Here is a 25,642-nt window from a genome sequence, read left to right as displayed (position 1 = left end):
GCACCGTGATGTCTTTGATCGGCTGCAGACGGCGATGATCGTCGCTCGGCACCACCGCCATCGGGGTGATCATCTCCGCGACCACCGGTCCCGCGGTCTCGCGCATGCGCCTGCCGGGCTACCGGAAGCACACGTGGGTGTTCCCGGTCATCCAGATGTTCCCGGTGGCCGTACTCATGGAGCCGATGTACCAGATTCTGTCGGACCCGCAGCTCATCGACAGCTAAATTGGCCTCATCCGCGTGCGCGGCGTGACCACCGTCCCGTAGTGCGCATGGCTGATGAAGGGCTGTCTCGACGTCATCCCGTTCGAGACCGACGAGACCGACGAGACCGACGAGACCGACGAGGCTGACGAGACCGGACGCCTGTCCATCCGACCCCGTAGGCGCCGCGGCCGCCTCGTCACCGGCAGCCGTACGTAATGCCTGCAATCTCCGTAGTCTCTGCAATCTCCGTATTCTCCACACCAGCTTCCCGACCGAAACCCCGTTACGCAGCAAGGACGCCATGAGCCAGCAGCACTCCGCCGACCCGGCCCCGACCCCCTTTTCTGAAGCGGCCGTCGCCATCGTCGCCAAGCGCCGCGACTGGTGGCGGGACGCGGTCATCTACCAGGTCTATCCGCGCAGCTTCGCCGACGGCGACGGTGACGGCATGGGCGACCTGCAGGGCATCCGTACCCGACTGCCGTATCTGCGCGACCTCGGCGTGGACGCCGTGTGGCTCAGCCCCTTCTACGCCTCCCCGCAGGCCGACGCCGGCTACGACGTGGCCGACTACCGGGCCGTGGACCCCATGTTCGGCAACCTCCTGGACGCCGACGCGCTGATCCGCGACGCCCACGGGCTGGGCCTGAGGATCATCGTCGACCTGGTCCCGAACCACTCCTCCGACCAGCACGAGTGGTTCAAACGGGCCGTCGCCGAGGGCCCCGGCTCACCGCTTCGGGACCGCTACCACTTCCGCCCCGGAAAGGGCGCGAACGGCGAACTCCCGCCCAACGACTGGGAGTCGATCTTCGGCGGCCCGGCATGGACGCGGGTCACCGAGCCGGACGGCACCCCGGGGGAGTGGTACCTGCACCTCTTCGCCCCCGAGCAGCCCGACTTCAACTGGGACCACCCGGCTGTCGGCGACGAGTTCCGCTCCATCCTGCGCTTCTGGCTCGACATGGGCGTCGACGGCTTCCGGGTCGACGTGGCCCACGGCCTGGTGAAGGCGGCGGGCCTCCCGGACCTGGGAACCCACGACCAGGTCAAACTGCTGGGCAACGACGTCATGCCGTTCTTCGACCAGGACGGTGTCCACGCGATCTACCGCCAGTGGCGCACGGTCCTCGACGAGTACGCCGGTGACCAGATCTTCGTCGCCGAGGCATGGACCCCGACCGTCGAGCGCACCGCCCACTACGTCCGCCCCGACGAGCTCCACCAGGCCTTCAACTTCCAGTACCTGAGCACGGAGTGGGACGCGGACGAACTGCGCGGCGTCATCGACCGCACCCTGGAGGTCATGCGCCCGGTCGGCGCCCCCGCCACCTGGGTCCTGTCCAACCACGACGTCACCCGCCACGCCACCCGCTTCGCCAACCCGCCCGGCCTCGGCACCCAGATGCGTACCGCCGGCGACCGCGACCTGGGCCTGCGCCGGGCCCGGGCGGCGACCCTGCTGATGCTGGCGCTGCCGGGATCGGCGTACGTCTACCAGGGCGAGGAACTCGGCCTGCCGGACGTCGTCGACCTGCCCGACGAGGTCCGCCAGGACCCGGCCTACTTCCGTGGCGCCGGCCAGGACGGCTTCCGCGACGGCTGTCGGGTGCCGATCCCCTGGACGCGCACGGGATCGTCGTACGGCTTCGGCGGCGGCGACAGCTGGCTGCCGCAGCCGCAGGGCTGGGGCGAGCTGAGCGTCGAGGCCCAGACCGGCGTCGCGGGTTCCACCCTGGAGCTCTACCGGGCCGCTCTCGCCGCCCGCCGTGAGCAGCCGGACCTGGGCGCGGGCGCCTCCGTGGAGTGGCTGCGCGCCCCCGAGGGCGTTCTCGCCTTCCGGCGCGGGGAGTTCGTGTGCGTCGCCAACACCGGCGGCGAGTCGGTGACGACTCCGGCGTACGGACGTGTCCTGCTCAGCAGCCGTGAGATGACCGAGGCGGACGGCGAGGCGAAGGTGCCGGCGGACACGACGGTGTGGTTCACCACGCGCCTGTGAACGCGCCCGTGAACGTGCCTCTGAAACGGGCCTCTGAAATGAGTCTCTGACACGGGTCTCTGAACGCGCCTCTACATCCTCTTGCATCACCTTCACGCGGCCCGCTGCCCCTTCCGGCGGCGGACCCTATCGTCAGGTCGTCCTCCTACGAGCCGGAATCCGATGTGTTTCGCCGTTCCGGGCAGAACCGTCGCGACATTTTCCCCGACTTCCTGACAAGGGCATTACGGTAGTGGGGCAGACCTGAATCCGGGTCTGCCCCACCTGTGTTGTCCCAGGGGCTGACAGATGGACGTCAACGACAAGCAGACCGGCACGACCGTGCTGGTCGTGGACGACGTGGCGGACAGCCGGTACGCACTGGCCGCCGTGCTCAGCCGCGCCGGTTACCGGGTCGTCGCGGTCGCCACCGGATATGAGGCGCTCACTCAGCTCGACATACGGCTGCGCAAGGGGAACCTGCCCGACGTGGCCCTGATCGACGTGAACCTGCCGGACATGAGCGGCTTCGAACTGTGCCGTCGGCTCAAGGAACGGCCGCGCATGGCCGGCCTGCCTGTCGTGCACTGCTCCGCCGTCTCCGTGATCCAGGGCGACCGCTGCCAGGCGTTGGACGAGGGCGCCGAAGCGTATCTGGCGATGCCCGCCGAGCCCGAGGCGATCGAGGCGGCGGTCCGGGCCGCGGTGCGCGCCGCCCGGCTGCGGGCCGACGGCCAGGCGCTGGTACGGCGGCTGACGCTGCTCTCGGAGACGATCGTCACCATCCAGGCGGCACGCTCCCTGCAGGAACTCGCCGACGCCGCCGCCGACGGCACCGCGCGGCTCACCGGCTCTCCCGCCGCCGTCTTCGTCCTCGACCAGGGCGACGAGTTGCACCGCGGCCTCTCCCGGGACCGCACCTCGGTCGCGTTGCCCGACGAGGGCGCCCACCGGACCGTGGCGGGTCTGCTGCGGCGGCTCACCCGCGGGCAGTCCGGGGTGCAGATCACCACCGTGCCCGCACCGCTGTGGCCCGCCGGGTTCTTCCGGCCCGGCGTGCAGCACGACGCCCGGCTGGCGCTGGCCGTCATCCAGGACGGCAAGGCCTCGGTGTGTCTGGCCGCACCCACCCGCGGGCTGCGCCGGGCGGGCCCCGAGGCCGAGACCCTGCTGGCCCAGCTCGCCCAGGCCACCGCGCTCGCCGCCGAGCCGCTGCTCATGTACCAGGTGGAGCGGCATGTCGCCCTCACCCTCCAGCACAGCTTCCTGCCCCAGCCGCACCGGCTGCCCGAACTGCCCGGTATCAACGTCGTAGTGCGCTATGTGCCCGCCTCCAAGGAGACCGAGATCGGCGGCGACTTCTACGCCGCGCTGCGCACCCGCGAGGGTGTCCTCACGGCCGTCGGGGACGTGGTCGGGCACTCGCTGGAGGCGGCCACGGTCATGGTCGAGATACGGCACGCGCTGCGCGCCTACTGCGTCGACGAGAGCGACCCGGCGGTGCTCGCCGAACGCCTCGACCGGATGCTCCAGCAGTACCATCCGGACGTCACCGCCACCGTCTGCCTGGCCCTGGTCGACCCCACCACCGGACGCACCCGCATCGCCAACGCCGGCCACATCCCGCCGTTGATCATCCGGGACACCAACAGCGCCGACTACGCCAAGGCCGCCGGGCCCCTGCTCGGGCTGGGCCTGCCCCATCCGCCGCCCACCGAGCTGTTCCTCGAACCCACCGACCGGCTCCTCATGGTCACCGACGGTCTGATCGAGACCCGGGGCACGGACCTGGAGGTCTCGATGGAGCACCTGCGTGCCGCCGCGTCAGGCGCCCTGCCCGGCCCGGACGCCCTCTGCGACACCCTCCTGGCCTGCTTCGGCCACGAACGCGAGGACGACATCGCGATGCTGGCACTGCAACTGAAGAACTGAGGGCGACCTCGTGATGCCGGCGCTGCGACTGAAGAGCTGCGTCTGAAGAGCTGAGGCTGACATCGCGATACCGCCGCTGCGACCGAAGAACTAGGGTGACCTCTGTCGCCTCAGAACAGGAGCGCTCATGCCGCAGATCACCGTCGACTACTCCGCCATCCTGGCGTCCGCCTTCGACCGGGCCGGTTTCGCCGAGGCCCTGCACTCGGCGACGATCGAGATCGCGGCGGCGAAGCCGGAGGCCTGCAAGACGCAGTTCCGCCCGTCCGCGTACACGGTGGTCGGGCACGAGGACGAAGGGCACGCGGTCGTCCACGTCACCATCGGGCTGCTCGCCGGGCGCACCGAGGAGACCCGCGCGAGGCTGACGGAAGCCGTCGTGGAGCTGCTGACCAAGCACATCGACGACGACGGTTTCGTCCTGCACGCCTCCGCCGAGGTGCGTGACCTCGACCCGTCGTACCGCAAGGCAGAACGCTGACCGTTCCGCTCAGGACGCCGACTGCAGCAGCCGGATCACCAGGTCGCCGAACGGCCCGTCGTCCGGCTCGTCCTCGACCATGCGGCGCAGCAGCTCGCTCATCTCCGCATCGTGCGCCGCGCTGACGGTGGCGAGCGCGGCGAAGTCGTGCACGAGCTGCACCTCCAGCTCGGCCCGCGGGATGTGCCGGCCGTCCAGCCAGATCAGCGCGGTCGACTCGGCGAGCGAGATCCAGGAGCGGACGACCAGATCCAGTCGTGCGGACGGATCCGTCACGCCGAGATGCGAAAGGATCTGGTCGTACGCGACCTGCCGTACGGAGTCGATGAGCGCGTTCGTCGCCGAGACCGTGCTCACCGACGGGGCGCCGCCCACGGTGCCGGCCGGGCCGCCCCGCAGCAACGCCGAGAAACCGGGGCCGTGCTCGTCGACGAAGTCGAAGAACCGGCGCATCACCCGCAGCAGCCGCGCCCCCAGCGGACCCTCGTGCGGCTCCACGAACCGGCCTGCGAGATCCTCGGCGGCGCGCTTCAACGCCGCTTCGTACAGGCTGAGTTTGCCGGGGAAGTAGTGGTAGACCAACGGTCGCGAGATGCCCGCGGCCACGGCTATCTCGTCGATGGAGACCTCGTCCGGCGACCGGCGGCTGAACAGGTCGAGCGCGACGCCGATCAACTGCTGCCGCCGCTCCTCGACACCCATTCTGCGGCGCACCACGGTAGTCATGCGAACACCTTACCGATTGAATCCGGCCCCGAACGGACGGGACCGGCCATCGGTGTTCACTTCTCCAGCGCGAAACGCTCACTCCGCGCCCTCGACCCGCAGATCAGTGCCGCGTGCCCGGCGGGCAACCCGGTCGTGTCCGCCCATCCCCCAACTCCCCTCCCTTGTAGCGGAGTTCGGTAACGGTGTGGCTGGTGCCGCGACGGGGCGAACAGCACCTGTCGCGGCACTAACCCAGTCCGTCGACCGGCAGTCCGTTCTCCAGGGTTCCCTGCAGGCCGGCCTGGGCGCCCTGCAGGGTCTTCACGGTGAGCAGGTTGCCGTTCGACGTCCCGCGCACTCCGCCCGTCGCGCTGATCGACGACATTCCGCGGCTGCCCGCGGCCAGCAGGTACCAGGAGCCCGCCCCCGACTTCCACAGCACACCGGCCAGCACCTGCGGATCACGGGGACCGCAGTCCGGCACGTCCTGGGCCTTCGCCGCGACCGCCCCGTACGTCCCGCCCGGTGTGTGGAACTGGGCCAGCACACGGGCGCCGCCACCCCGCCAGGTCTCGGCCCGGGTGCACACCCAGGTCCCCGAACCGCTCCCGTCGGGCAGCGGCTGCGCGGCGTACTCCCAGGCGTTCACGCTTCGGACGCCCGCGGCGCGCACCGCGGACAGGGAGCAGGCGAACGGGGCCCAGCCGCGCAGCGCCTGCGCGCCGGACACCTCGTGCGTCGACCCGGGCCGGCCGGTGGTGAGGCGGGCCGGGACCAGCTCGCCCAGGTCCGTCAGCAGGCGGGTGCCGGAGGTGTCCGTCACCTGGAGCACGTTCCACGAGGTGCACGCGCTGGTCCGGACGGCGGGGCTGGCCAGTGGTGCGGTGGTGCCGTCGGTCAGGGGCAGGTCCCTCGCACCGGAGCCCGGCTTCAGCAGGTCCCGCTCGGCCGCCTTCTTCACCCAAGGGGCCGTCAGATAGCGGACGTTGCCGTCGGCCCGGCCCAGCACCACCGCGTTCGCCCCGGCCCCGGTCGCGCCGTCGACCCGCGCGAAGTCGAGCGCGGCTTTCTTGCCGCTGTCCTTCGACTCGGCGTAGCGGGCGATGCGCAGACCGTCGTAGAGGATCACCACGTGCGCGTTGTCGACGGTCCCCGCGTACAACAGCTGGGGAGGTCCGGCCGGGCCGCCCGACGGGGTGCCGGGGGTCGCGGAGACCTGGACGGCCTCGCCGGGGCGGGCCCAGACGGCGAGGGCACGGCGCAGGAGGTCCTGGTCGCCGGCGAGGTCGCCGCGGGCGGGCCACACCGAGAAGTCGGTGCGCGCGGACGACTGCCAGGCAGTGGGGGCGACCCTGGTCAGCTTCGCCGGGTCCAGGGCGGCCTGGGCGGCGGGGTTTCGCGCGTACGCGGGCGCGGCGGCGCCGTCCGGACCCCAGCCGTCGCCGGGCAGGCCGAGCAGCGCACCGCACACCGCGACCGCGGCGGCCGCGGCGAGCGTCGCCTTCATGTGCTGCCTGCGCCGCATCAGGTCGGTGGGCCGGGCCTGGAGCGAACAGGGGTCGAACTCGGGGGAGTCGAGCAGCGCGTACGCCGCGGTGATCCCGTCCGCCTCGCGCAGCGCACAGGTCACGTCGTCGACGCCCGCGGCCGTCAGTACCGTGCGTACGTCGCCGTCCGGGAGCTTCTCCAGGCCGCGCAGCACGTACGCGGCACGGGCCGGGCCGGACAGGGCGGACAGCCGCTGGTCCAGGGCGAGTTCCTCGGCGCCGCCCGAGCGCGGGAAGAGCTTGAGGCCCCGCACCTGGGGCAGCGACGGCGGCAGCTGGGACCGCTTCGGCCACGCCGTGCGCTTCAGCGGCAGCCCTGCCTCCAGCGCCGTACGCAGCACCTTCAGACGCACGAGGGCGTACCCGGGGTCGGCGTCGCGGCCGGTCGACTGGGCCGGGATCACGGGGGCGGGCGTGCGGCCCCGGGGCAGGGCACGCTGGACAAGGGCGTGCGCGGTCAGCACGCGCCTGCCTCGGCCGAGGCCGGGCGGCAACACCAGATAGGCGAGCCGGACAAGCCGCGGATAGTGCTCGACGAGTGCGGCCTCGGCCTGCTCGACGTCGACGACCGGGTCGGTGGACGAGGAGGCGGTGGAGGAGGGGCCGGGGCGCGGGGCGACATCCTGTGACTGCACGTTCAGCAGAACGAGCGAACCCGGGGATGGTCACCGCCACCCGGGTGACTCACCCCTCCGGCGCGACCAGAGCCCGCGCGTAGGCGGCCATCGACCGCTGGTAGCGCGGCAGATGGGGGGCCAGCGCGCCCAGGACGAGGGACAGGCCCTCGCGGTCACGGCCGAGGCCGGACAGGCACAGGGCGAGCGTCGCACGTACCGCGTCGTCCAACTCGTCGGAGGGAGCGTCGAGTTCGGGCGTCAGCAGCTTGACGCCCTCCTCCGGCTGCCCGATGTTGCGCAGGGAACTGGAGAGCTGGATCTTGGCACGCCGCCCCTGGTAGCCGCTCAGGCCGAGGGTGAGCGCCTCCCGGTACAGCGGGACGGCCCGGTCGGAGTGGCCGGTCGAGTCCCAGGCGCAGGCCTGCTCGAAGGGGCTGAGGGGGCTGTCCGACGGCAGCTCGGCGACCAGGGCGTCGATCAGGGCACGGAAGTCCTCCGCGTCGTCTTCCGCGTAGTCGTCGAAGGTGGCCCAAGCGGCGGCCACACGATCTTCCCAGTCCTGGTTCACCGGTCCACTCTCGCACGGGTGTGCCCCACGAAGCACCCGATTTGAGCACGGCGTGCTCCTCGGCCGTATCGAAGAGGACGGGCCCCTCGCCGGGGCCGGCTGAGGCATGGTCTGATGCAGGCGACCGGAGGAACAGATGAGGCTGACCCGACCGATACTCGCGCTGAGCGGCGCGGCGCTGATGTTCGCGCTGGCGGGCTGCGGCGGTTCCGATGCCCCGAAGGCCGCCGCCGTACCGAAGACGGCGACCGGCAGCCTGGAGCACCTGGCCGCCGAGGTGAAGTGCACACCGAACATGCAGACCGACGCGGACGAGATCCGCCAGGCCATCTGCAAGAACACCGACGGCAAGTTCATCCTCGTCACCTTCGCCACCGACCGCGGCCAGCGCGAGTGGATCAACGGGGCCAAGGACTACGGCGGTCACTACCTGGTCGGCCGCAAGTGGGTGGCCGTCGGCGAGACCAGCACCGTGACGGCGCTGCGCACCACACTCGGCGGTGACATCGAGGAGGGCAAGGACCACTCCGCGCACGAGGGGTCGCACGAGCCCTCCGGGAGCGCGAGCCACTCCGGTCACTGACCGCGCCCGGTATACAAGGCCGGTCAGTGACCGCGCCCGGTATACGAGCCCGGTCACCGGCCGGGCCCGGCACACGAGAAAGCCGGCGGTGAGGAATCCTCACCGCCGGCTTTCTCGGTCGATCGCGGGGATCAGTTGACGCGATCCCGGTGGATCACTTACATGCCTTGCCGGTGTTGATGCAGTCGACCATCTGGTTCATCGTGTCCTGGGAGAAGAAGTTGATGAAGTCGTTGTGGTCGGTGATCGGCTTGTGCAGCTGCTCCGGGAAGGTGTCCACCGCGTACGGGTTCACCACCGCGCCGTTCTCCAGCTTCGGGGCCGGGACGTCGTAGGTCAGACGGACCTGGAGCTGCGGGATGGCCTTGAAATTGTTGCCGCAGGTGCCGTCCGCCTGGGCGAAGGCCACATGCGTGCGGTGGTTGGCGCTGTCGATGTTCTGACCGTCCCAGCAGCTCTGGAAGTTGGTCGTCCGGACCACCTGGCTGCCCTGCGGGCAGATCGGGTACTGGTCCTTCAGCTGCACCTTGTCCTCGAAGCCGGTGCAGCTCCAGTTCACGTTGGCGTTGGCGTTGCCGTTGACGAATGCCTTGGCGTCACCGGTGATGATGCGCAGCGCCGACGGCATCGCGACGACGTCGCCCTTGGCGTTGCCGACGAACTTCAGCTCGGACACGGCCGGCTGGAGGATCTTGCCGACGTTGCCCTCCTTGCCACCGCCGTCGTTGTTCTGGTCGAAGTCCTGCGTGCCGTCCTGCACACGCAGCACCGGCCAGAAGTACGAGGACTTGTCGCCCTGGTTCTGGCAGCTGGTGGTGCCGCCCGCCAGCTCCTGGTCGCTCGCGAAGGCGTCGTTGTTCTGGTTGCCGACGTAGTCGTGCAGGTGGTGGGCGCCGTTGGTGACACCGGGGGCGACGATCACGTTGTCCGTGTTGTGGTTGTCGTTCCCGTTGGTGCCGCAGTCCGAGGTGAAGGTGCCCGTCGAACCGCCGGCGCCGTTCGCGGGGAGCCCGTTCTGGCCGACACCCAGCTGGGCGTTGCCCTGGACCGTGGTGATGTCCACGAAGTCCGCCGCGGCCGGGCCGTTGCCACCCTGGCCGTTGTTCTGGCCGCCACCTTGCTGACCGCCGCCCTGCTGGCCACCGGCCTGCTGGTCGCCACCCTGCTGGCCACCGGCCTGCTGGTCGCCACCTTGCTGGCCACCGGCCTGCTGGTCGCCGCCCTGCTGGCCGCCGCCTTGCTGGCCACCGGCCTGCTGGCCGCCGCCTTGCTGGCCACCGGCGTTGGTCTGCGGATCGGCGGCCTGCGGGGTGCAGGCGGCGAGCTGGCTCAGGGAGCCGTTGAATTTGCCCCCGACTCGCTGGATGTTGATCCGGATCCGGTCGATCGTCGCGGTCCGCTTGTCCTTCAGGGGACCGACGATCGAGTTCTGGACGAAGCTCGTGTCACCCGCCTGTGCCTGGCGCGTGGAAGCGAGCCGGGCGTAAGCCTCGGTGATCTGCTTGTCCAGGAGCGCCAGCTCCTTGTCCACCCCGGGGCGTGCCCCCTTCGGCACGCTGGTCAGCTTCTGACCCACATCGGGGCACGCGATGGTTGCTACCTGCCCGGCGGCGGCCTTGGTCTGGTTGCGCGCCGAGTTGTTGGACTCGTGCGCCGAAGCGTAGAAGTTCGCCCAGATCAGCCCGCCCCCACCGAGCGCTAGGGCCGCCGATGCTGCCACGGCCTTCGTGGCCATCGACGAACGGCGTTTACGTGTGTTGCGTCCCATGGAACTCCTCTGACTTCCTTGCGGGGCAGCATCGAGGCGCCCGACAGGAGTGAAGCGGCTCCCATTCATACGCAGCCCGTCCCACGGGTGTTCAGCCGTCTCAGAAATTGGTGAGAGATTCGTGTGCCAAAAGAGGTGTCAACTTTCCCTGGAATACCGAGTGTTGTTGATCCCTTACGGCACGTGCGAAATCCGATCCGTTTTCATCGGTCCTGGTCCAGATAGGCGAGAACCGCCAGAACGCGACGGTTGTCATCGTCCGACACCTCAAGGCCCAGTTTGGCGAAGATGTTTGAGGTGTGCTTGGCGATCGCCCGTTCCGTGACGACGAGCTGCGCCGCGATCGCCGCGTTGGACCGGCCCTGCGCCATCAGCTCCAGCACCTCCCGCTCGCGTGGGGTCAGCCGGCCCAGCGGCCGGTCGTCGGCCGCCCGCCGGGACAGCAGCTGCTGGATCACCTGCGGATCCATCGCCGTCCCGCCCGCCGCGACCCGTCGTACGGCGTCCACGAACTGCTCCGCGTCGAACACCCGGTCCTTCAGCAGATAACCGACGCCGCCGCTGCCGTCGGCGAGCAGCTCGCGCGCGTACAGCTGTTCCACGTGCTGGGACAGCACCAGCACCGGAAACCCGGGTCTGGCCCGGCGGGCGTCGAGCGCGCATTGCAGGCCCTCGTCGGTGTGCGTCGGCGGGAGCCGGACGTCGACCACGGCGACGTCCGGCTCCAGTTCGGCCAGCGCACGGGCGAGTTCCGGCCCGGTCTCGACGGCGGCGGCGATCTCGAAGTCGTAGGCCTGAAGGAGCCGGACGAGTCCGTCGCGCAACAGGAACAGATCTTCGGCTAGGACAACGCGCAAGGGATCTCCATGGTGACCATGGTGGGGCCGCCCGCGGGCGAGCTGACGGCCAGGACGCCGTCGAATGTACCGAGGCGCCGCTCCACCCCGGCCAGGCCCGAACCGGCCCCGATCGCCGCGCCGCCCCTGCCGTTGTCGGTGAGCGAGATCCGCAGCATGTCGTCCGTGTGGTGCAGGTCGACCCAGATCCGGTCGGCGCCGGAGTGCTTGACCGCGTTGGTCAGCACCTCGCTGACGGCGAAGTACGCGGCCGACTCCACCGGGGCGTCCGCCCGGCCCGGCAGTTCCACGTTCACCTCGGTGGCGACGGGCAGCCGCAGCGCCAGCGCCCGTACGGCGTCGCCCAGCCCGCGCTCGGCGAGCACCGGAGGATGGATACCGCGGACGAGTTCGCGCAGCTCGGTCAGAGCCTCGGCGGAGGACTGACGGGCCTGGGCGAGCAGCCGCTTGGCCTGCTCCGGATCCTTCTCCACCAGGACCTCGATGGTGCCGAGGTCCATGCCCATGGCGACCAGCCGGGCCTGCGCCCCGTCGTGCAGGTCCCGCTCGATGCGCCGCAGTTCGGCCGCGGAGGTGTCGACAGCGTCCCTCCGGGTCTCGGTCAGCACCCGTACCCGCTCGGACAACTCCCCCTGGTCGGAGGCGAGGACGGCACGGGTGAGGCGGAAGTGGGCGTGCAGCAGGCGGGGGGTGAGGGAGGGGGCGAAGAAGAGCAGGACCAGGCCCAGGGCGCCGGCGGCGAGTGCGGAGCCCTGGCCGGTGACGTGCACGAAGCCGTACCAGTACCCGCCGGGCAGGACTCGCCACAGCCCGGCCGCCACGGTGAACCCCTCCAGGGCATAGAAGAGCAGCGCGGCCGACAGCAAGGCGGTCAGGAACCCCGCCGTCATGTCGACGGGCAGCCACCGCAGATCCCGCCAGGTCGCGGGGTCACGCAGCATTCCGAACGTGCGCGTCCACGGGTTGGCACCCTTGGGGATCGGCCGGTACGCCGAGGGGATCCGCACCCCGCACCACTCCGCCGCCAGGACCCGCCGCCAGTCCGCGAACGCCCGCACCCCCGTGAGCACCCACGGCGTGGTGACGATGCCTACGCCGACCGGGATCAGCGCGATCGACACCACGGAGAGAACGAAACAGAGCACCGCCCCCGGCAGCGCCACGAGCGCCAGTCCGAGCCCCCGCAGCGCCGCCGGCCCGACGCTCCGCAGCGCCGCCGCCCCGACGCCCCGCAGCCGTGTTCCTTCGCCGTCGCCGCTCTTCGTCTCTGTGGTCATGCCGTCAGTCTGGCCGAGGACACGAGGGGGGTCACGGGGGTTGGACGGCCGGTCAGGAGGTGGTCCCAGGTACACCTCCGCCGTCGTGTTCGCCCCCGACTCCGTCCCCGCTTCCGCTTCAGGCCTCGCTTCCGCTCCCGCTTCCCTTCCCGCTCTCGGCCGCCGCGAGTGCCTTCACCTCCAGCTCCGGGTCGAGGCCCACGGCCGGCCGGTCCGGGCGCTGCGGCGGTGCTCCGCCGATGTCCCGCAGCCAGCGCCAGGTGTCGGCGACGGTGTCCGTGACCGGACGGCAGCGCAGGCCCGCCGCGAGGGCCCGGGAGACGTCCGCGCTGTACAGGGCCACGTGGCCCTCACTGCCCGGGGGCAGCCACACCGGCAGCTGCAGCCACGGCTCGATGCCCGCGCCGAGGATCACCTCCGGGTCGGTCCAGCGGAGCTCGGCGGGCCCGCCGGTGACCTCCGCACAGGCGTCCAGCAGCGAGCCCATGGTGGCGTGCCCGGACGGACCGACGAGGTTGTACGGTCCGCTCGCCTCCCGCTCCACCGAGTCGAGGATCCACTCCGCCAGGTCACGGACATCGACGTACTGGAGGGGCAGATCGCGCGGCCCGGGCGCGAGGACGGGGCCGCCGCGGGCGATCCGGGTCAACCACCACGGCAACCTGCCGACGTTCTCGTACGGCCCGAGGATCAGCCCGGCCCGTACCAGCAGGGAGTGGTCCGCGCCGAACGCCTCGACGGCGGCCAGCTCACCGCCCCGCTTGTCCCGGGCGTAGTCGGTCTCCCCGGCGTCGGCGGCCGCGCCCGGGACCGGCGGCGCGTCCTCGGTGTAGCCGGTGCCCCGGGGCCAGGCGTACACCGAGCAGCTCGACACGTACACGTACCGTCCGGCGCGGCCCCGCAGCAGCCGCGCCGCGTCCCGTACCGCCCGGGGCGCCGCAGACCAGGTGTCGACCACGGCGTCCCAACGGTCGCCGTCGTCGGCCAGAGCGGCGAGCCCGTCGGGCGCGGTGCGGTCGCCGTGCAGCGACCGCACCCCGGCCGGAGGCTGGTGGCGTCCCCGGTGGAAGACGGTCACCTCCCAGCCCCGGCCGAGAGCCGTCTCGGCGACAGCCCGTCCCGCGAACTCGGTCCCACCCAGCAGCAGAAGTCTCATACCGACGACTCTGCCCGTCCCGGCCTCACGACGGAACGGACTTAGCCGTCAGCAGAGGACCAACGCCCGGTCCGCGGCGGACAGCCGTCGGCGACGGTCGACGCTCGGTCGGCGACGGTCAACGCCCGGTCGGCGGTGTGTACTTGTAGCCGACCCGGCGGACCGTCTGGATCGTCCGGCGGTGCTCGGCGCCCAGCTTGCGGCGCAGCCGGGCGATGTGGACGTCGACGGTACGGCCGTCACCCACATGCCCGTAGCCCCACACCGTGGTGACCAGCTGGTCGCGGGTGTGCACCCGTTGCGGGTGACTGACGAGGTGGGCGAGAAGTTCGAACTCCAGGTAGGTGAGGTCGAGTTCACGTCCGTCCACCGAAGCGGTGCGCCGTACGGTGTCGATCCGGACCAGCGGTTCGACCGTGCCGACGGCCTTCTCGTCCGCCTCCGGGACCGATGACGTGCCCGGCAGGCCGGGCACCGCCGCCGGCAGGAACGGCGGCTGCTGATCGGCCGGGACGAGCACCAGGTAGCCGATCATCGGGGGCTGGCCCGGCAGCGTGGGCAGGGTGTGCGGGGGAGCGGGCAGCCAGGTGGCACCCGGCGGCAGGAAGTCCGCGATCTCGACGACCTCGTCCCGGTCGACGGCGCGCAGACGGTGCCGGGCGGAACCGTGGGCCGGGACGGAGGAGGCGGTGCGGGTGGCGGTGCGGGCCGCGGTGGAGAGAGAACGAGTGGTCGCCATGAGAGGTCAGCTCTTTCGCGCGAGAAGTCCGTCAAAGAGGTCGACGTTCCCGAGTTCGTGGTCGGGCTCGTCGAGGGACGTACGTCGTTTCGCGCTGGCCGAAGGCCGGGGTGTACGGCTTTAGAGGGCCGGCGCGTTCCTCGCGCGGCAACACACCCGGTCGTAGTCGTGGTGCTGACGGGAAGGCCAGAACGGCTCGAGGTCGACACGACCCGTCGCGATGCACTTCTGGAATCCGGTCATGGGCCCATTGAAGCAGAGACCGACCGTCATGTGGACCCTTCTCTCACAGCTTGGAGGCCTCCTTGGCGTGAAGTAGACGACACCCGCCCACCATGTGGACAGCCCGCCCCCGGGCAGCGCGAAGGGGCGCCCACCGGAACTCGGAACTCGGGTGGACGCCCCTTCGGGGAGCTGCTGGCGGATCAGCGGCGGATCACCGGCGGATCAGACCTGGCCGGCCTTCTCCAGGGCGGAGCAGCAGGTGTCGACGATCAGGCGGGTCACCAGGTACGGGTCGACGTTGGCGTTCGGGCGGCGGTCCTCGATGTAGCCCTTGCCGTCCTTCTCGACCTGCCACGGGATACGGACCGAGGCACCGCGGTCGGAGACGCCGTAGGAGTACTCGTTCCACGGGGCGGTCTCGTGCAGACCGGTCAGGCGGTCGTCGATTCCGGCGCCGTAGTTCTTGACGTGGTCGAGCGGCTTGGAGCCCTCACCGAGCGACTCGGCGGCGGTGATGATCGCCTCGTAGGTCTCGCGCATCGCCTTGGTGGAGAAGTTGGTGTGCGCTCCGGCGCCGTTCCAGTCGCCCTTGACCGGCTTCGGGTCCAGCGTCGCGGCGACACCGAAGTCCTCGGCGGTGCGGTAGAGCAGCCAGCGGGCCACCCACAGGTGGTCGGAGACCTCCAGCGGGGAGACCGGACCGACCTGGAACTCCCACTGGCCGGGCATGACCTCGGCGTTGATGCCGGAGATGGCGAGGCCCGCCTTCAGGCAGTTGTCCAGGTGCGCCTCGACGATGTCACGGCCGAAGATCTCGTCGGCGCCGACACCGCAGTAGTAGCCGCCCTGCGGGGCCGGGAAGCCGCCCTTGGGGAAGCCGAGCGGGTAGCCGTCCTTGAAGAAGGTGTACTCCTGCTCGATGCCGAAGATCGGCTCCTGCGCGGCGAACTTCTCGGCGACCTCGGTGAGCGCGGCACGGGTGTTGGACTCGTGCGGCGTCATGTCGATGTTGAGGACCTCGCACAGGACGAGGATGTCGTCGCCGCCGCGGATCGGGTCCGGGCAGGAGAAGACCGGCTTGAGGACACGGTCCGAGGAGTGGCCCTCGGCCTGGTTCGTGGAGGACCCGTCGAAGCCCCAGATCGCCAGTTCCGCACCCTTGGCGTCATCCGCCAGGATCTTCGTCTTGGAACGGAGCTTGGCGGTCGGCTGGGTGCCGTCGATCCAGATGTACTCAGCCTTGAAGGCCACGGGCCACTTCCTTCGGGGGTCTGTCAGACGCACTTGCGGGTGCTGAGGGTGCTGCGGGTGCTGTGGCGCTGCGGCACTGGGGCGCCGCACTCGCTGCCCGGCAGCCTGTCAACAGGCGATTTCCCGATCATTGCTCGAATGTGAACCCCGTGTTACCTGGCCGTGCTGTGTCGCGACTCACGGTGTGAGGGACGGCGGGGCGCTCGGAGCGGCCGGGAATCAGGCCCGCCAAGGAGCGCGAGGGCGCCTCGTATGCGATCACAGACGTGCCGGTCCCGCGACCCCTGGCCGGGGGCGGCGGGACCGGTGACACGTATGACACGTACGGCTGGGTGCGTCCTGACCTCACCCCACCTTCTCGATCACAGCCCGGCGGATCAGGAACTTGCCGGGCTCGCGGACCTGCTCGAAGGCCGCGTTGTTCAGCAGGGCACAGCTGCCGGAGACCGAGGTGACCTCCACCGTCGTGGACTTGTTGTTGTCCAGGTTGGTGACCTTCAGTTTTGTACCCGCCGGGAACTGGTTGCTGGAGGCGGCGGGGGCGCCCTCCTCGCCGGACAGGGTGACGGTGGAGCCGTTGCACACCTGCTGTCCGGTGGCGGCGGCATCGCCACCGTTCCCCGCGGCCGGGGGCTGCGAGGCGGGGGCGCTCGTCGCGGGCTGACCGGCCTGCGACGGCGGAGCGGTCCCCGGGGGTTGTGCGGCCTGCGACGGTTGCGTGGCCTGGGAGCCCTGAGCCGATTCCCCGACGACGCAATCGGACGCTTCCTGCTGGCGCTCGATCTGAGCGATGACCGCCTCGCGGTTGGCGATCCTGGCCTCGGACTGGGCGTCCGGAGCGGCCTGTTGATCCGCGATGAACTTCTGGTTGTTGCCGAGGGCGGTGGCGAGCCCCTGACAGACGGTCGACTCCGCCGCCGTCTGCGGAGCCGCGGCGTTCGAGGTGCTCGCCATGACGAAGGTGCCGCCTCCCGCCACCGCCGCCGCGCTCACCAGCAGCGCGACCTTCTTCCTTCTGCTGAGCGTTCTCCTACGCGACATGCGCGCCTCCTGGGGCTGTCGGGGGGTGCGTGCGCCGCTATGTACGAGATACCGAACGATGTTACTCAGTGGTTACAGGAGTCACTGAAGTGACCTGCGTCACGCGAAAATCGGACCGTTGTCCTGACCCCTGCGACGGTTACCGGGACAGCGCGTCCCGCACCGCTTCGTCGGTGCGGGCCACCACCGCAGTCCCGTCCTCCGCCGTGATGATCGGACGCTGGATCAGCTTCGGGTGCGCGGCGAGGGCTTCGATCCAACGGTCGCGCGCACTCTCGTCCCGCGGCCACTCCTTGAGGCCGAGCTCCTTCGCGGCGGCCTCCTGGGTGCGGGTGATGTCCCACGGTTCGAGACGCAGACGGTCCAGTACGCCCCGGATCTCGTCCTCGCTCGGTACGTCCTCGAGGTAGCGGCGGACGGTGTAGTCCGCACCCTCGGCGTCGAGCAGCGAGAGTGCGCTGCGGCACTTGGAACAGGCCGGGTTGATCCAGATCTCCATGCCTCCCACGGTACGCGAGAACCCGTCCGCCACCTGCGTCAGGCCGCCCCCGTAAAGCCCTTGTGGCCAGGGGCTTTGGCGGGAGTGGCGGGCGGGAGAGCAGCCTCAGCGTGAGTTCAGCGCTCGGCGCGCTGCGCTGATGAGGTTCTGCGCGTCGACGCCGTACACGGCGGATTCCTGGAGTGTCTTCCAGGTCCGCAGGTAGGTGTCCACGCCAGTTTCGTCGTCGATCCACAACTCCGCGTGCCAGTTCTCGACGATCACCTGGCGGTCGTCGTAAATCCAGAAGGCGGTGGCCGGAGGGATCTTGAGGGAGGCGGACAGCGGGATGATGCCCAGCTCCACCGTGTCCAGGCCGACAGCTCCTGCAAGGCGGTCGAGCTGGGCCGCAAGCACTGTGGGCGGACAGAGCAAGGCATGAAGGGCGGCTTCCCACAAGAGGAGGTGGAAGCGCTTCGAGGAGTCGTACAGAGCCTCTTGGCGCTTCATGCGGGACCGAACTGCCTCCTCGGTGTCGCGTGGAGATCGCTGTAGCTCCGCGTACCTCGTGAAGATCGACCGGGCGTAGTCCGGCGTCTGGAGAATCCCGAAGATCATGGAGGACTCCCAACCACGGAGCGCGGAGGCGTCGACATGAGCGCTCAGGTGCGTGTCCTGGACCGCCTTGTGCCCCGAGGCCAGCTGCCGTCGCCATGACCGGATGTGCGACTCGAAGCCCCGGAGGCGGGCCAGTAGTTCGTCGTAGGCCTCCGGCTGACCGGTCGCCTCGGCCCACTTGCGCAGATCATCGGGTGTTGGAGTCTGCCTGCCGTTCTCCAGCCTGCTGACCTTGGACTTGTTCCACCCGTACTGCTGGGCGAGTTCCGTGCCGGTGAGCCGGCCTCCAGAGGCGGAGAGCCGGAGTTCGCGTAGTCGTACCCCGAGTGTTTCTCGCGCCTGCTGGTAATCCGTGCTCACCGGTATGCACCTGCTCTCAGTCCTCCTTCGCGGTCAGTCGTGCCGCGAACTCTTCATACGGGATGGCGTGGTGCATCGCCGCGTCACGCGTCATGGCGTACCGCAGGACCTTCATGGGCTCTGTGATCAGTTCGACGTTGACCAGGTTGTCGCCGTCGTCGAAGTTGAGCATCGCGACCAGCCGGGAGTCGAAGATCCAGAAATCTTCGGCGGGGAGGCTGAGTTGGTCGGCGTCCGCACGCCAGAGGTTGAGGATCTTCTCGCCGACGGCGCTGTTGCGGCGCGCGTTGTCGAGCAGATAGAGCTGTCCGGCCGTCGGCGGGTTGTCGACGATGCGGACACGCTCGAACCGTTTGCCGAGACCGGTCTGCTGGCGGCGCTCTGCACACCACTCGGCGTCGACGCCCTCCCAGTTGACGGGCTCGCCACCGGTGAACTGGGCGTACATGTCCGTGACTTCGTCGGACGCGTACCGGCAGCGGGTTTCCAGGCGCCATGCCGTGTGCTTGAACTGCGTAAAAAGACGGTCGAACTCGTCCAGCCCGATACTGCTCGGCATGCGGGTGACCTCCTTGGGCGCGAAGTCGACGAGTAGTTCGCGTGGCACCACGATCGGTACCTCCCCGTCATTCAGGTGCTGAAGTTGGGCGACGTCGTCAGGGTCGGTGAGAGCCGGGCCGTGCACGATGACCTCCCCCGTGTCCAGGTCTTCGTGAATGGACGGGCACCCGTTGACGCCGCTGCCCGTGCCGTTGAAAAGAAGTCGTCGGGCCATGACCACGTCCTTCCGATGGGGACTGATTTCCTAAGCTTCCCCGAGGCCGGCGTCTTCTGGTGAGGGTTCCGTCGACCCGTATCAGCAACCTTGCGCAACCTCGCCAGGTAGTCAAGCAACCTCGCGCAACTTCCATGGCGACCCTCAACTTCATCTCCGTAGCGTGCCGTTCATGGCTACGACGGAACTGCGGGAAGTCGACCCGCATGCGGCAGTGGAGTCTCTGAGGGCAGTGCTCACCGAGGTCGGGATCGTCTTCCCGTCCCTGGGTGTCGACTTCGCGAACCCCGACCTGAAACTCGTCGAACTGGGGCGTGTTCGTGCCGACGTGGCCGAACTACTGGCTGGCGCACTTCGACGAGGAGGCCGTGAGTGAGGGCGACGCAAAAGGTCGGCGCCCTCGTCGTCGACACGAAGACGGACAAGATCGGCTACGTGATGGGGCACGCCGGCCTCTACGTCCAGCTCCGACCGCCGGGCGGCGGACGAGAGTGGGACGCGGCCCCCGACGCCATCCGGCAGGCGACGGACACCGAAGTGTTGCGTGCCCGCGTGACCGAGATGAACAGGGCGGCACGACTCAGATGACCGGGCCCGCTGCTGAGCTCCTGCCTGCGTCGGCCGAGTGCGCGTCGTCGCCCAGTCCTCCAGGTCCTGACTGACAGAACGCCTCGACGTCAGCCCACCCTCGACACCTGTTCCGCCGGAGGTCCGTAAACCTCCCGGCGGGGCGGGTCTGCAGCCCCGCCCCAGGCACTCCATCCCGGACAGGTCGAGCCTCGGGCGGGCCACCAGCACGGCACGACACCTCCCAGATCCCAGAAAGGGAACGTCCATGACCGTCACGCTCGACAGCCCTTCTCGCACTCGCACCAGGGAACCGAAGGAGTTGCTCAACGCCGTCCAACCGCGCATCAGGCATCTGACCGTCAATGTCCTCGAAAGCGGCATGAGTTTGTGGGACCGCGAGGTCGCCCTGCTGCTTCGCGACCACACGATGGTTCGCGACATGGCCGAACGCATCCTCGGCAACGCCGTCATGTACACCATCGGTTGCATGGAACACCCCGAGGTCCACCTCGGCGTTGGCAAGCTCGTCGACATCGGTGTCCACCAGCTCATCCTCGACACTCCCGTGTGGTGGGCTCTGTGCGACGTGTACAACGAGGGTCGTTACCAGCACCACGCTCCGTTCATTGAGCGGCGTCGTGACGGATTGTGCCTGCGCACAGCGGATTTCCTGAAGTCCATGGGGTTCGCCATCGACGAGGAGCTGTGGGCGATCGACGGCACGGACTGCTCGCCGTGCGACAACAAGGTCCCCGACAGTCACTGAACCGTCCTACGCTGGCGCCTGCCCTCGATCCCTCGGAGGGCAGGCGCCAGCCCCCTGCAACGAGGAACCGCCTTGCCCGCACAACATGACATCGCCGCTGAGACCGAACTGTGGGACACCTACGCCGCCTCCGCGTTCAAGGACGACGCCGAGCCGGGCTTCTGCTGGACCCAGTACGCAGGTCACGGACCCGGCGCTGAATTGCTCGGCGACCCGCGCTCCGTGCTGGAGATCGGCTGCGGCACCGGCCGCGCCCTCGCCTACCTTGCTCAGCGCGGCATCACCGCTCAAGGCGTTGACCTGTCTCCTGTCATGGTCAAGAAGACGACCGAGAAGTGGGCCGGCACCGGCGCGGCGTTGGTGTGTGCCGAGGTCCTGGAGTACCTGAGCGAGCACGAGGACGTGTACGACGCCATCTACTCCATCTTCGGAGCCGCCTGGTTCACCGACCCGTTGCGTCTCTTTCCGCTCGTCCGCCGGCGGCTCAAGCCGGGCGGCGTCTTCGTCTTCTCGCACCCTCCAGCCATCCCAGGCGCGTACGGGCCGCAGGGCATGTACAAGGGTGGGTTCGCCGGCAAAGCGATGTTCAGCTACCGCTACAGCTACCGCCCGGCCGTGTGGGAGCGCTTGTTGATCCGGGCTGGGTTCGCCAGAGCTGACGCGCAGGTCCTCGACGCGCCGCAGAGTGGTCACATCGGAACGCTTTTGGTCCGCGCTGTTGCCACGTGACTCGTGACTTGTGACTGGGGTGGCGGGAGTCTCCCGCAGCGGGGCCTTCGGCATGCCGACAGACCACTCTGTTCGAATCTGGTGCCGTCTCACACGCATCTCGCAGACCTGACGTGACACGGCGGCAATTCCCTTGCTCACCTGGTCGTTTGATGGACTCCGTGGACTCCCCGGATGTCAGTGGTGGACGGTAGACTAGGAGCAGTGTTCGAGGGTGTGGCCGGGGTCGCCGAAGTCCCCGGTGGGACACCCTGACCACGACAGGAGGATGCCTGTGCCCGCTGCCGCACTGAAGCCGAAGCCGCTGCCGACCCAGTCCACCGTGAAGCGTCCCGTGCTGCTCGATCTGCCGTACGACCCGGTGGAGAAGCGGCCGTTGCCGCCGGGGCGACCGCGCGACTGGTACGTGAGCCACAATCGGCGTCTCAAGGCGATGCGCCTTGCGATCGCCCTGCTCGACTCGGGGGTGTACCTGCCCAACCAGGCACGCAACGAGACGATACGGAGCGCTGCCGAGCTGATCGGGGTGCATCCGCCGTCGGACACGACGTGCCACATGGTGCGGGCGTTCATCCGGTACTCGAGGTGAGCGGTGGCGCCGGGCGCCCCGTGATGTCGGGGCGCCCGGCGCCGACGTGTCCGTGAACGGGGGCTCCGCCCCCACACCCCGGCCCGTACTACCCACCCCTCGCCCCGGTGGTCGCACCGTGCGCCACCGGAGCGAGCCCAGCTCCTGCACCGCCAGCTCCTACGCCGCCAGCTCCTTCTCCACCGGCGTCCGGAAGCGCGGCGTCACCCTCGTCGTCCCCACCCATCCCCGCAACCGCTCCGCCTCCGCCGCGATCGCCGCCTCCGCTTCCCGGCCCACGCCCTCCGTGACGAGGATCCGCCAGACGATCTCGCCGTCCGGCCGCTGGGCCCAACCGCCCACCACCCGGCCGTTCCACCACACCGTGGGCCCCACGTTGCCGCTGCGGTCGAACAGGGCGGGGCGCAGCTCCGGTGCCAGGTACCAGTCCCGTTGCTGCCATCCCATGGCCGTCGGATCGAGTCCGGGCAGCAACGCGGCCCAGGGTTCGGCGGGGTCGGACACCGAGTCGACGTCGCCGGCGACGACGTAGCCGACGCCCTCGTCGAGGGTCACCGGCCGGGCTCCGATGGCCGACAGTGCCCGGCGGACCTCGGTCACGCGCCAGCCCGTCCACCACTTCAGGTCGGCCTCGGTGGCCGGCCCGCACGCGGTGAGCCACCGTCGCAGGAGTGCGGCCTGGGCCTCGGCCGGGTCCAGTTCGGGGTGGGCGGGGGCCACCGCCCAGCGGAACTGGCTGGAGGTCCAGGAGCCGAGGGGCCGGCCCCGGACGACTTTGCCCTCGACGCCCAGCACCTTCAGCAGCCGCGTGGAGACGGTGTGGACGCCCTCGTAGCGCTTCCCGGCCGCGTACACGAACTGCTGCCGCAGGCGCGGCTCTTCCGCGGCGAGTTCCGCCGCCGTCGCCTGCCCGCGCCGGGTGAGCGCGGCCAGCGCCGCGTTCTCGACCTCCTTCAGCCACGCCGTGTCCGGCGCCCCGGCCACTGCCATGTCCCTGAGCAGCGCGGTCCGCTCCCGGGCCGCCACGGTGAGCCCGGTGGAGGCGTGCACCACCGCGGTCAGGTCGGTCGGGAACACGAAGACCGTGTGCCGCATGCCGTGCATACGGACCAGCGCGCGATCCTCGTACAGGGCCCGGCTCGTCTCGGGCACCGTCCGCGCCGGGTCCGTCAGTCGCGCTCCCACGGCCAGGTACACCGTCGCGGGGTCCGTGCCGTGCAGGGCGACCAGGGAGGCGGCGACCTCCTCCGGGCTCCCCGCCCGCGCCGGCCCGGCCAGCCGGTGCCGCAGCGCGAGCCGCGCCCGCCGCTCCGCCACACCGATGTACCGCTCCTGGTCACCCATGCCGGCCTCCGTCCTCCCTGTCACGTCCCTCCCCGTCACGTCTCTCCCCGTCACGTCCTCCGTGAAGCATCCTGCCCGACGCCACTGACAATCGGGCGGCCCCGATCACCGAGGGCCCACACCGAGGACCCACACCCGAGTCCACAACGAGGGCCCACACCGAGGACCCAGTCTTCGGGAACGATCAGGCGTACGCCTCCAGCAGCCCGGCCACGTACCTCTCCAGCCGCCCACCCAGTACCTCGGGCGTCAGGTCGGTGCGGCCCAGCTCGCGCCAGGGACCCGCGAGTTTCGCCGCGTCGGGGGAGTACGCCAGGGCGTCCAGCAGCCGCCAGTAGAGGTGGTCGGGTCCGTCGGCGAGACGGTGGCCGCCCCGCGCCTCGTAGCGGGCACGGAAGTCGAGGCCGTACTCCGGGCCGTGCAGCAGGGCCAGGGCCGTCGAGCAGTGGGCGACGTCCAGGTCGGCGGGGCCCCACGAGGTCTCGACCCAGTCGACGACCCCGCTGATCCGCAGCCCGTCGCCCCTCCGGTCGCCCCTCCCGTCGAACAGGACGTTCCCCGGGTGGAAGTCCCGATGCAGGAAACAGCCCTCGTAGGGCGGGGGCTCGCGGCGGATCACGTCCACCGCCCGCTCCCACAGCGGTCCCGGCGGTGTGCGTGCCCGCTCCGGAGACGTCCACGCCTGGTACGCGCGCGGGCGCTCGTCCGGTACGACCCGGTGGATCCGGACGAGTTGGGCGGCCAGCAGGTCCAGGCGACGTTCCAGCTCGGCGGTGTCCTCCTCGTCCACCCGCACCCGGCCCGGGAGCAGCGACATCAACAACGAGGGGTGGTCGCAGAGTTCGGCCGAGGCGTCGACGGCGAGCGGCCGTGCAGCCGGGATGCCCTTTTGGCCGGCGAGGGCCGCGAGGACGGACGCCTCGCGGGCCAGCAGCCCCGTGGCGTGCCGGCGGAAGAAAGGCTTCACGAAGGTCCGCAGCACCAGCCCGGTGCCGTCGTCGAGGGTGAGGCACCGCATCTGGGAGCTCCACCCGCCGGACAGCGCACGGATGCCGACCACCGTCCGCCCCGGAGGCAGTTGCTTGGCCACCCATGACCGGGTCGCAGCCCACCCCGGGGTGAGGACGGCCGATACGAACTCCCGCCGGTCCTCGGCATGGTCCCGCAGCCACAGCCCCAAGTGGTGGTCGGCGTCGGGCAGTTCGAAGCGTGTGAACTGCGCCCGGGCACACAGCGCGTCCTGGACGGTCTCCGTCACCTCCGGCGGGATCACCGCGTCCGTTCCCGGCACCGCCAGCACCGCCCGCCCCGGGTACGTCCGCAGCACGTCGAGCGCGGGTGACGCACGCCAGCTGCCCGGTGTGCGGATGATCGCGCTGAACCGTCCCCGACCGTCCCCGAACGGCACGTCCCACGCCTCCCCCGCGTACACGGCGGGCGCGCACAACCCCAGCGCCGTCACACGGTCCCCGTAGTGCGCGGCCAGATCCGCGACCGTCTGGCCGCTCATGCTGAACCCGACCAGGATCAGCGGCCCGTCCGCCGGTACGTGCGCGTCGATCACGGCGACCGCCTGCTCGCAGCGGCGCCGCAGACTCAACTCCCGCAGCTCGCCCGTGCTGTCGCCGTGCCCCGAGAAGTCGAGGGCGAGACCGCGACAGCCGCGCGCCACGAACTCGTCGAGCAGCGGCAGCAGCCGCCCCTTGCTGCCGTTGCCCGCGCCGTGCAGCACCACGGCGGTGGCCGCCCCGGACGCCCCCGACACCCCGGCCGCGCCGCCACCGCCGTACACCCCGCTGAGTCGTTCACCGTCGTGCTCGTACGCGAAGGGGATCAGCTCGCTCATCCCCTCATTCACTCACGCCGAGAAGAGGACGTGGCGGCAGCCCCCGGTCACAGTCCGGGAGCGTCCCAGAGCGGGAACCAGCGCGTCTTGTCCTTCTCGATGCGCAGGTCGTTCTCCAGCAGGGCGGCCACCTGAAGCTCCAGCGCGTTGTCGCGTCTGCCCTGGCCGGGGAGCGTACACAGCGGATAGAACGAGCCCCGCTTGTACAGGTACACCAGCGCCAGCGAGCGGCCCTGAGGGTCCTGGAAACCGGCCAGCGAGCACAGCAGCTGGGGCCCGAAGCCGTTGACCTCCATCGAGCTGTTCACCGCATGCAGGTCGTTGACCAGCAGCGGAAGCTGGTCGGAGGTGCGCTCCGAGACCAGCCACGAGTAGCCGTACTCGTCCCGGCGCAGTTCCACCGGCGGCCCGTCGCGGTCGGTGTCCGCGTCCAGCAGGGCCTGCACCTCGCGGTGTGTTTGTTCGAAGGCCGCGCCCTCCACCGTGGCGAAGCACACCGCGCCGCGCCCGGTCGGGGTGAATGAGGTCGTCGCCTCCAGCGTCACCGCGGCGGAGGGCAGCGCGAAGAGCTGGTCGAGATCGGGCGCGACCGGCTTCGTTCGGCCGAGCAGGATGTCCAGCAGCCCCATC

General features: G+C 70.2%; 26 protein-coding genes and 1 pseudogene. 11 read left to right on the top strand and 16 right to left on the bottom strand.

Going from position 1 to position 25,642, the window contains the following annotated elements; all coding sequences use genetic code 11:
* Positions 1 to 41: 41 nt before the first annotated feature.
* From M2271_RS23250 to M2271_RS23230, 5 genes and pseudogenes are all read left to right on the top strand, one after another.
* Positions 42 to 266, top strand: a pseudogene (locus M2271_RS23250) (ABC transporter permease); the annotation flags it as partial.
* A 15-nt stretch (positions 267 to 281) separates the two neighbouring features.
* On the top strand, positions 282 to 425 hold the full coding sequence (locus tag M2271_RS23245; protein WP_280889228.1) for a hypothetical protein: 144 nt from the start codon (positions 282 to 284) through the stop codon (positions 423 to 425).
* Positions 426 to 510: 85 nt separating this feature from the next.
* The gene (locus tag M2271_RS23240; RefSeq protein WP_280889227.1) at positions 511 to 2,208 is read left to right on the top strand and encodes a glycoside hydrolase family 13 protein; all 1,698 of its coding nucleotides are present in this window, start codon (positions 511 to 513) and stop codon (positions 2,206 to 2,208) included.
* Between the two features lie 288 nt (positions 2,209 to 2,496).
* A complete protein-coding gene (locus M2271_RS23235; RefSeq protein WP_280889226.1) occupies positions 2,497 to 4,119 on the top strand; it encodes a fused response regulator/phosphatase in 1,623 nt (540 codons plus the stop codon).
* 127 nt (positions 4,120 to 4,246) lie between these two features.
* Positions 4,247 to 4,600, top strand: coding sequence for an isomerase (locus M2271_RS23230; RefSeq protein WP_280889225.1), 354 nt, complete (start codon positions 4,247 to 4,249; stop codon positions 4,598 to 4,600).
* A 9-nt stretch (positions 4,601 to 4,609) separates the two neighbouring features.
* Here M2271_RS23230 and M2271_RS23225 read toward each other — a convergent pair whose 3' ends face one another.
* The 3 genes from M2271_RS23225 to M2271_RS23215 all read right to left on the bottom strand — a co-directional run bounded on the left by M2271_RS23225 (position 4,610) and on the right by M2271_RS23215 (position 8,016).
* Positions 4,610 to 5,326 (bottom strand): TetR family transcriptional regulator, encoded by a 717-nt coding sequence (locus tag M2271_RS23225; protein WP_280889224.1) that lies wholly within the window; start codon positions 5,324 to 5,326, stop codon positions 4,610 to 4,612.
* Between the two features lie 229 nt (positions 5,327 to 5,555).
* Positions 5,556 to 7,490 (bottom strand): hypothetical protein, encoded by a 1,935-nt coding sequence (locus M2271_RS23220; protein WP_280889223.1) that lies wholly within the window; start codon positions 7,488 to 7,490, stop codon positions 5,556 to 5,558.
* 49 nt (positions 7,491 to 7,539) lie between these two features.
* A complete protein-coding gene (locus tag M2271_RS23215) occupies positions 7,540 to 8,016 on the bottom strand; it encodes a tetratricopeptide repeat protein (protein WP_280889222.1) in 477 nt (158 codons plus the stop codon).
* Positions 8,017 to 8,176: 160 nt separating this feature from the next.
* Here M2271_RS23215 and M2271_RS23210 point away from each other — a divergent pair, with 160 nt between their 5' ends.
* Complete coding sequence (locus tag M2271_RS23210) at positions 8,177 to 8,623, top strand: hypothetical protein (protein WP_280889221.1); 447 nt, start codon at positions 8,177 to 8,179, stop codon at positions 8,621 to 8,623.
* Between the two features lie 154 nt (positions 8,624 to 8,777).
* Here the strand turns inward: M2271_RS23210 and M2271_RS23205 are convergent, their stop codons facing one another.
* The 10 genes from M2271_RS23205 to M2271_RS23160 all read right to left on the bottom strand — a co-directional run bounded on the left by M2271_RS23205 (position 8,778) and on the right by M2271_RS23160 (position 19,168).
* On the bottom strand, positions 8,778 to 10,391 hold the full coding sequence (locus tag M2271_RS23205) for a DUF1996 domain-containing protein (RefSeq protein WP_280889220.1): 1,614 nt from the start codon (positions 10,389 to 10,391) through the stop codon (positions 8,778 to 8,780).
* A 203-nt stretch (positions 10,392 to 10,594) separates the two neighbouring features.
* A complete protein-coding gene (locus tag M2271_RS23200) occupies positions 10,595 to 11,248 on the bottom strand; it encodes a response regulator transcription factor (RefSeq protein WP_280889219.1) in 654 nt (217 codons plus the stop codon).
* Positions 11,233 to 12,525 (bottom strand): sensor histidine kinase, encoded by a 1,293-nt coding sequence (locus M2271_RS23195; protein WP_280889218.1) that lies wholly within the window; start codon positions 12,523 to 12,525, stop codon positions 11,233 to 11,235. Before M2271_RS23195 ends, M2271_RS23200 begins: the two co-directional genes overlap by 16 nt.
* Before the next feature lie 118 nt (positions 12,526 to 12,643).
* On the bottom strand, positions 12,644 to 13,681 hold the full coding sequence (locus tag M2271_RS23190) for an SDR family oxidoreductase (protein WP_280889217.1): 1,038 nt from the start codon (positions 13,679 to 13,681) through the stop codon (positions 12,644 to 12,646).
* A 118-nt stretch (positions 13,682 to 13,799) separates the two neighbouring features.
* Positions 13,800 to 14,420: a winged helix-turn-helix domain-containing protein gene (locus M2271_RS23185; RefSeq protein WP_280889216.1), complete on the bottom strand. Its 621-nt coding sequence runs from the start codon at positions 14,418 to 14,420 to the stop codon at positions 13,800 to 13,802.
* A gap of 447 nt (positions 14,421 to 14,867) precedes the next feature.
* A complete protein-coding gene (glnII, locus tag M2271_RS23180) occupies positions 14,868 to 15,896 on the bottom strand; it encodes a glutamine synthetase (protein WP_280889215.1) in 1,029 nt (342 codons plus the stop codon).
* A gap of 345 nt (positions 15,897 to 16,241) precedes the next feature.
* The gene (locus M2271_RS23175) at positions 16,242 to 16,937 is read right to left on the bottom strand and encodes a hypothetical protein (protein WP_280889214.1); all 696 of its coding nucleotides are present in this window, start codon (positions 16,935 to 16,937) and stop codon (positions 16,242 to 16,244) included.
* A 139-nt stretch (positions 16,938 to 17,076) separates the two neighbouring features.
* Positions 17,077 to 17,436: an arsenate reductase family protein gene (locus M2271_RS23170; RefSeq protein WP_280889213.1), complete on the bottom strand. Its 360-nt coding sequence runs from the start codon at positions 17,434 to 17,436 to the stop codon at positions 17,077 to 17,079.
* Between the two features lie 105 nt (positions 17,437 to 17,541).
* Positions 17,542 to 18,393 carry a helix-turn-helix transcriptional regulator gene (locus M2271_RS23165; RefSeq protein ID WP_280889212.1) on the bottom strand — a complete coding sequence of 284 codons (852 nt, stop codon included), beginning with the start codon at positions 18,391 to 18,393 and terminating at the stop codon, positions 17,542 to 17,544.
* A gap of 16 nt (positions 18,394 to 18,409) precedes the next feature.
* Positions 18,410 to 19,168, bottom strand: coding sequence for a DUF6879 family protein (locus tag M2271_RS23160; protein WP_280889211.1), 759 nt, complete (start codon positions 19,166 to 19,168; stop codon positions 18,410 to 18,412).
* Positions 19,169 to 19,340: 172 nt separating this feature from the next.
* Between M2271_RS23160 and M2271_RS23155 the strand changes: the two genes are divergently transcribed.
* From M2271_RS23155 to M2271_RS23135, 5 genes are all read left to right on the top strand, one after another.
* A complete protein-coding gene (locus M2271_RS23155) occupies positions 19,341 to 19,544 on the top strand; it encodes a hypothetical protein (protein WP_280889210.1) in 204 nt (67 codons plus the stop codon).
* On the top strand, positions 19,541 to 19,756 hold the full coding sequence (locus M2271_RS23150; RefSeq protein WP_280889307.1) for a hypothetical protein: 216 nt from the start codon (positions 19,541 to 19,543) through the stop codon (positions 19,754 to 19,756). Before M2271_RS23155 ends, M2271_RS23150 begins: the two co-directional genes overlap by 4 nt.
* A 247-nt stretch (positions 19,757 to 20,003) precedes the next feature.
* On the top strand, positions 20,004 to 20,504 hold the full coding sequence (locus tag M2271_RS23145) for a hypothetical protein (protein ID WP_280889209.1): 501 nt from the start codon (positions 20,004 to 20,006) through the stop codon (positions 20,502 to 20,504).
* A gap of 72 nt (positions 20,505 to 20,576) precedes the next feature.
* Positions 20,577 to 21,233, top strand: coding sequence for a class I SAM-dependent methyltransferase (locus M2271_RS23140; protein WP_280889208.1), 657 nt, complete (start codon positions 20,577 to 20,579; stop codon positions 21,231 to 21,233).
* 274 nt (positions 21,234 to 21,507) lie between these two features.
* A complete protein-coding gene (locus tag M2271_RS23135) occupies positions 21,508 to 21,822 on the top strand; it encodes a hypothetical protein (RefSeq protein WP_280889207.1) in 315 nt (104 codons plus the stop codon).
* Between the two features lie 159 nt (positions 21,823 to 21,981).
* On the opposite strand, the gene M2271_RS23130 is transcribed toward M2271_RS23135, so the two are convergent.
* The 3 genes from M2271_RS23130 to M2271_RS23120 all read right to left on the bottom strand — a co-directional run bounded on the left by M2271_RS23130 (position 21,982) and on the right by M2271_RS23120 (position 25,641).
* Positions 21,982 to 23,166 (bottom strand): winged helix DNA-binding domain-containing protein, encoded by a 1,185-nt coding sequence (locus tag M2271_RS23130; protein ID WP_280889206.1) that lies wholly within the window; start codon positions 23,164 to 23,166, stop codon positions 21,982 to 21,984.
* A gap of 184 nt (positions 23,167 to 23,350) precedes the next feature.
* Positions 23,351 to 25,012 carry an alpha/beta fold hydrolase gene (locus M2271_RS23125; RefSeq protein ID WP_280889205.1) on the bottom strand — a complete coding sequence of 554 codons (1,662 nt, stop codon included), beginning with the start codon at positions 25,010 to 25,012 and terminating at the stop codon, positions 23,351 to 23,353.
* Between the two features lie 47 nt (positions 25,013 to 25,059).
* Positions 25,060 to 25,641 carry a hypothetical protein gene (locus M2271_RS23120; RefSeq protein ID WP_280889204.1) on the bottom strand — a complete coding sequence of 194 codons (582 nt, stop codon included), beginning with the start codon at positions 25,639 to 25,641 and terminating at the stop codon, positions 25,060 to 25,062.
* Position 25,642: the final 1 nt, after the last annotated feature.

Source organism: Streptomyces sp. LBL (assembly GCF_029893585.1).
Taxonomy (GTDB): Bacteria; Actinomycetota; Actinomycetes; order Streptomycetales; family Streptomycetaceae; genus Streptomyces.
Note: the sequence above shows the minus strand (reverse complement) of the source record. Positions and strands in the feature narration are given on the sequence as shown.

Excerpts from the sequence above, each read along its gene's own strand:
- M2271_RS23245 (WP_280889228.1), top strand. The coding sequence starts at position 282 with ATGAAGGGCTGTCTCGACGTCATCCCGTTCGAGACCGACGAGACCGAC.
- M2271_RS23240 (WP_280889227.1), top strand. The coding sequence starts at position 511 with ATGAGCCAGCAGCACTCCGCCGACCCGGCCCCGACCCCCTTTTCTGAA.
- M2271_RS23235 (WP_280889226.1), top strand. The coding sequence starts at position 2,497 with ATGGACGTCAACGACAAGCAGACCGGCACGACCGTGCTGGTCGTGGAC.
- M2271_RS23230 (WP_280889225.1), top strand. The coding sequence starts at position 4,247 with ATGCCGCAGATCACCGTCGACTACTCCGCCATCCTGGCGTCCGCCTTC.
- M2271_RS23225 (WP_280889224.1), bottom strand. The coding sequence starts at position 5,326 with ATGACTACCGTGGTGCGCCGCAGAATGGGTGTCGAGGAGCGGCGGCAG.
- M2271_RS23210 (WP_280889221.1), top strand. The coding sequence starts at position 8,177 with ATGAGGCTGACCCGACCGATACTCGCGCTGAGCGGCGCGGCGCTGATG.
- M2271_RS23205 (WP_280889220.1), bottom strand. The coding sequence starts at position 10,391 with ATGGGACGCAACACACGTAAACGCCGTTCGTCGATGGCCACGAAGGCC.
- M2271_RS23195 (WP_280889218.1), bottom strand. The coding sequence starts at position 12,525 with ATGACCACAGAGACGAAGAGCGGCGACGGCGAAGGAACACGGCTGCGG.
- M2271_RS23190 (WP_280889217.1), bottom strand. The coding sequence starts at position 13,681 with ATGAGACTTCTGCTGCTGGGTGGGACCGAGTTCGCGGGACGGGCTGTC.
- M2271_RS23185 (WP_280889216.1), bottom strand. The coding sequence starts at position 14,420 with ATGGCGACCACTCGTTCTCTCTCCACCGCGGCCCGCACCGCCACCCGC.
- M2271_RS23175 (WP_280889214.1), bottom strand. The coding sequence starts at position 16,937 with ATGTCGCGTAGGAGAACGCTCAGCAGAAGGAAGAAGGTCGCGCTGCTG.
- M2271_RS23170 (WP_280889213.1), bottom strand. The coding sequence starts at position 17,436 with ATGGAGATCTGGATCAACCCGGCCTGTTCCAAGTGCCGCAGCGCACTC.
- M2271_RS23160 (WP_280889211.1), bottom strand. The coding sequence starts at position 19,168 with ATGGCCCGACGACTTCTTTTCAACGGCACGGGCAGCGGCGTCAACGGG.
- M2271_RS23155 (WP_280889210.1), top strand. The coding sequence starts at position 19,341 with ATGGCTACGACGGAACTGCGGGAAGTCGACCCGCATGCGGCAGTGGAG.
- M2271_RS23145 (WP_280889209.1), top strand. The coding sequence starts at position 20,004 with ATGACCGTCACGCTCGACAGCCCTTCTCGCACTCGCACCAGGGAACCG.
- M2271_RS23130 (WP_280889206.1), bottom strand. The coding sequence starts at position 23,166 with ATGGGTGACCAGGAGCGGTACATCGGTGTGGCGGAGCGGCGGGCGCGG.
- M2271_RS23125 (WP_280889205.1), bottom strand. The coding sequence starts at position 25,012 with ATGAGCGAGCTGATCCCCTTCGCGTACGAGCACGACGGTGAACGACTC.
- M2271_RS23120 (WP_280889204.1), bottom strand. The coding sequence starts at position 25,641 with ATGGGGCTGCTGGACATCCTGCTCGGCCGAACGAAGCCGGTCGCGCCC.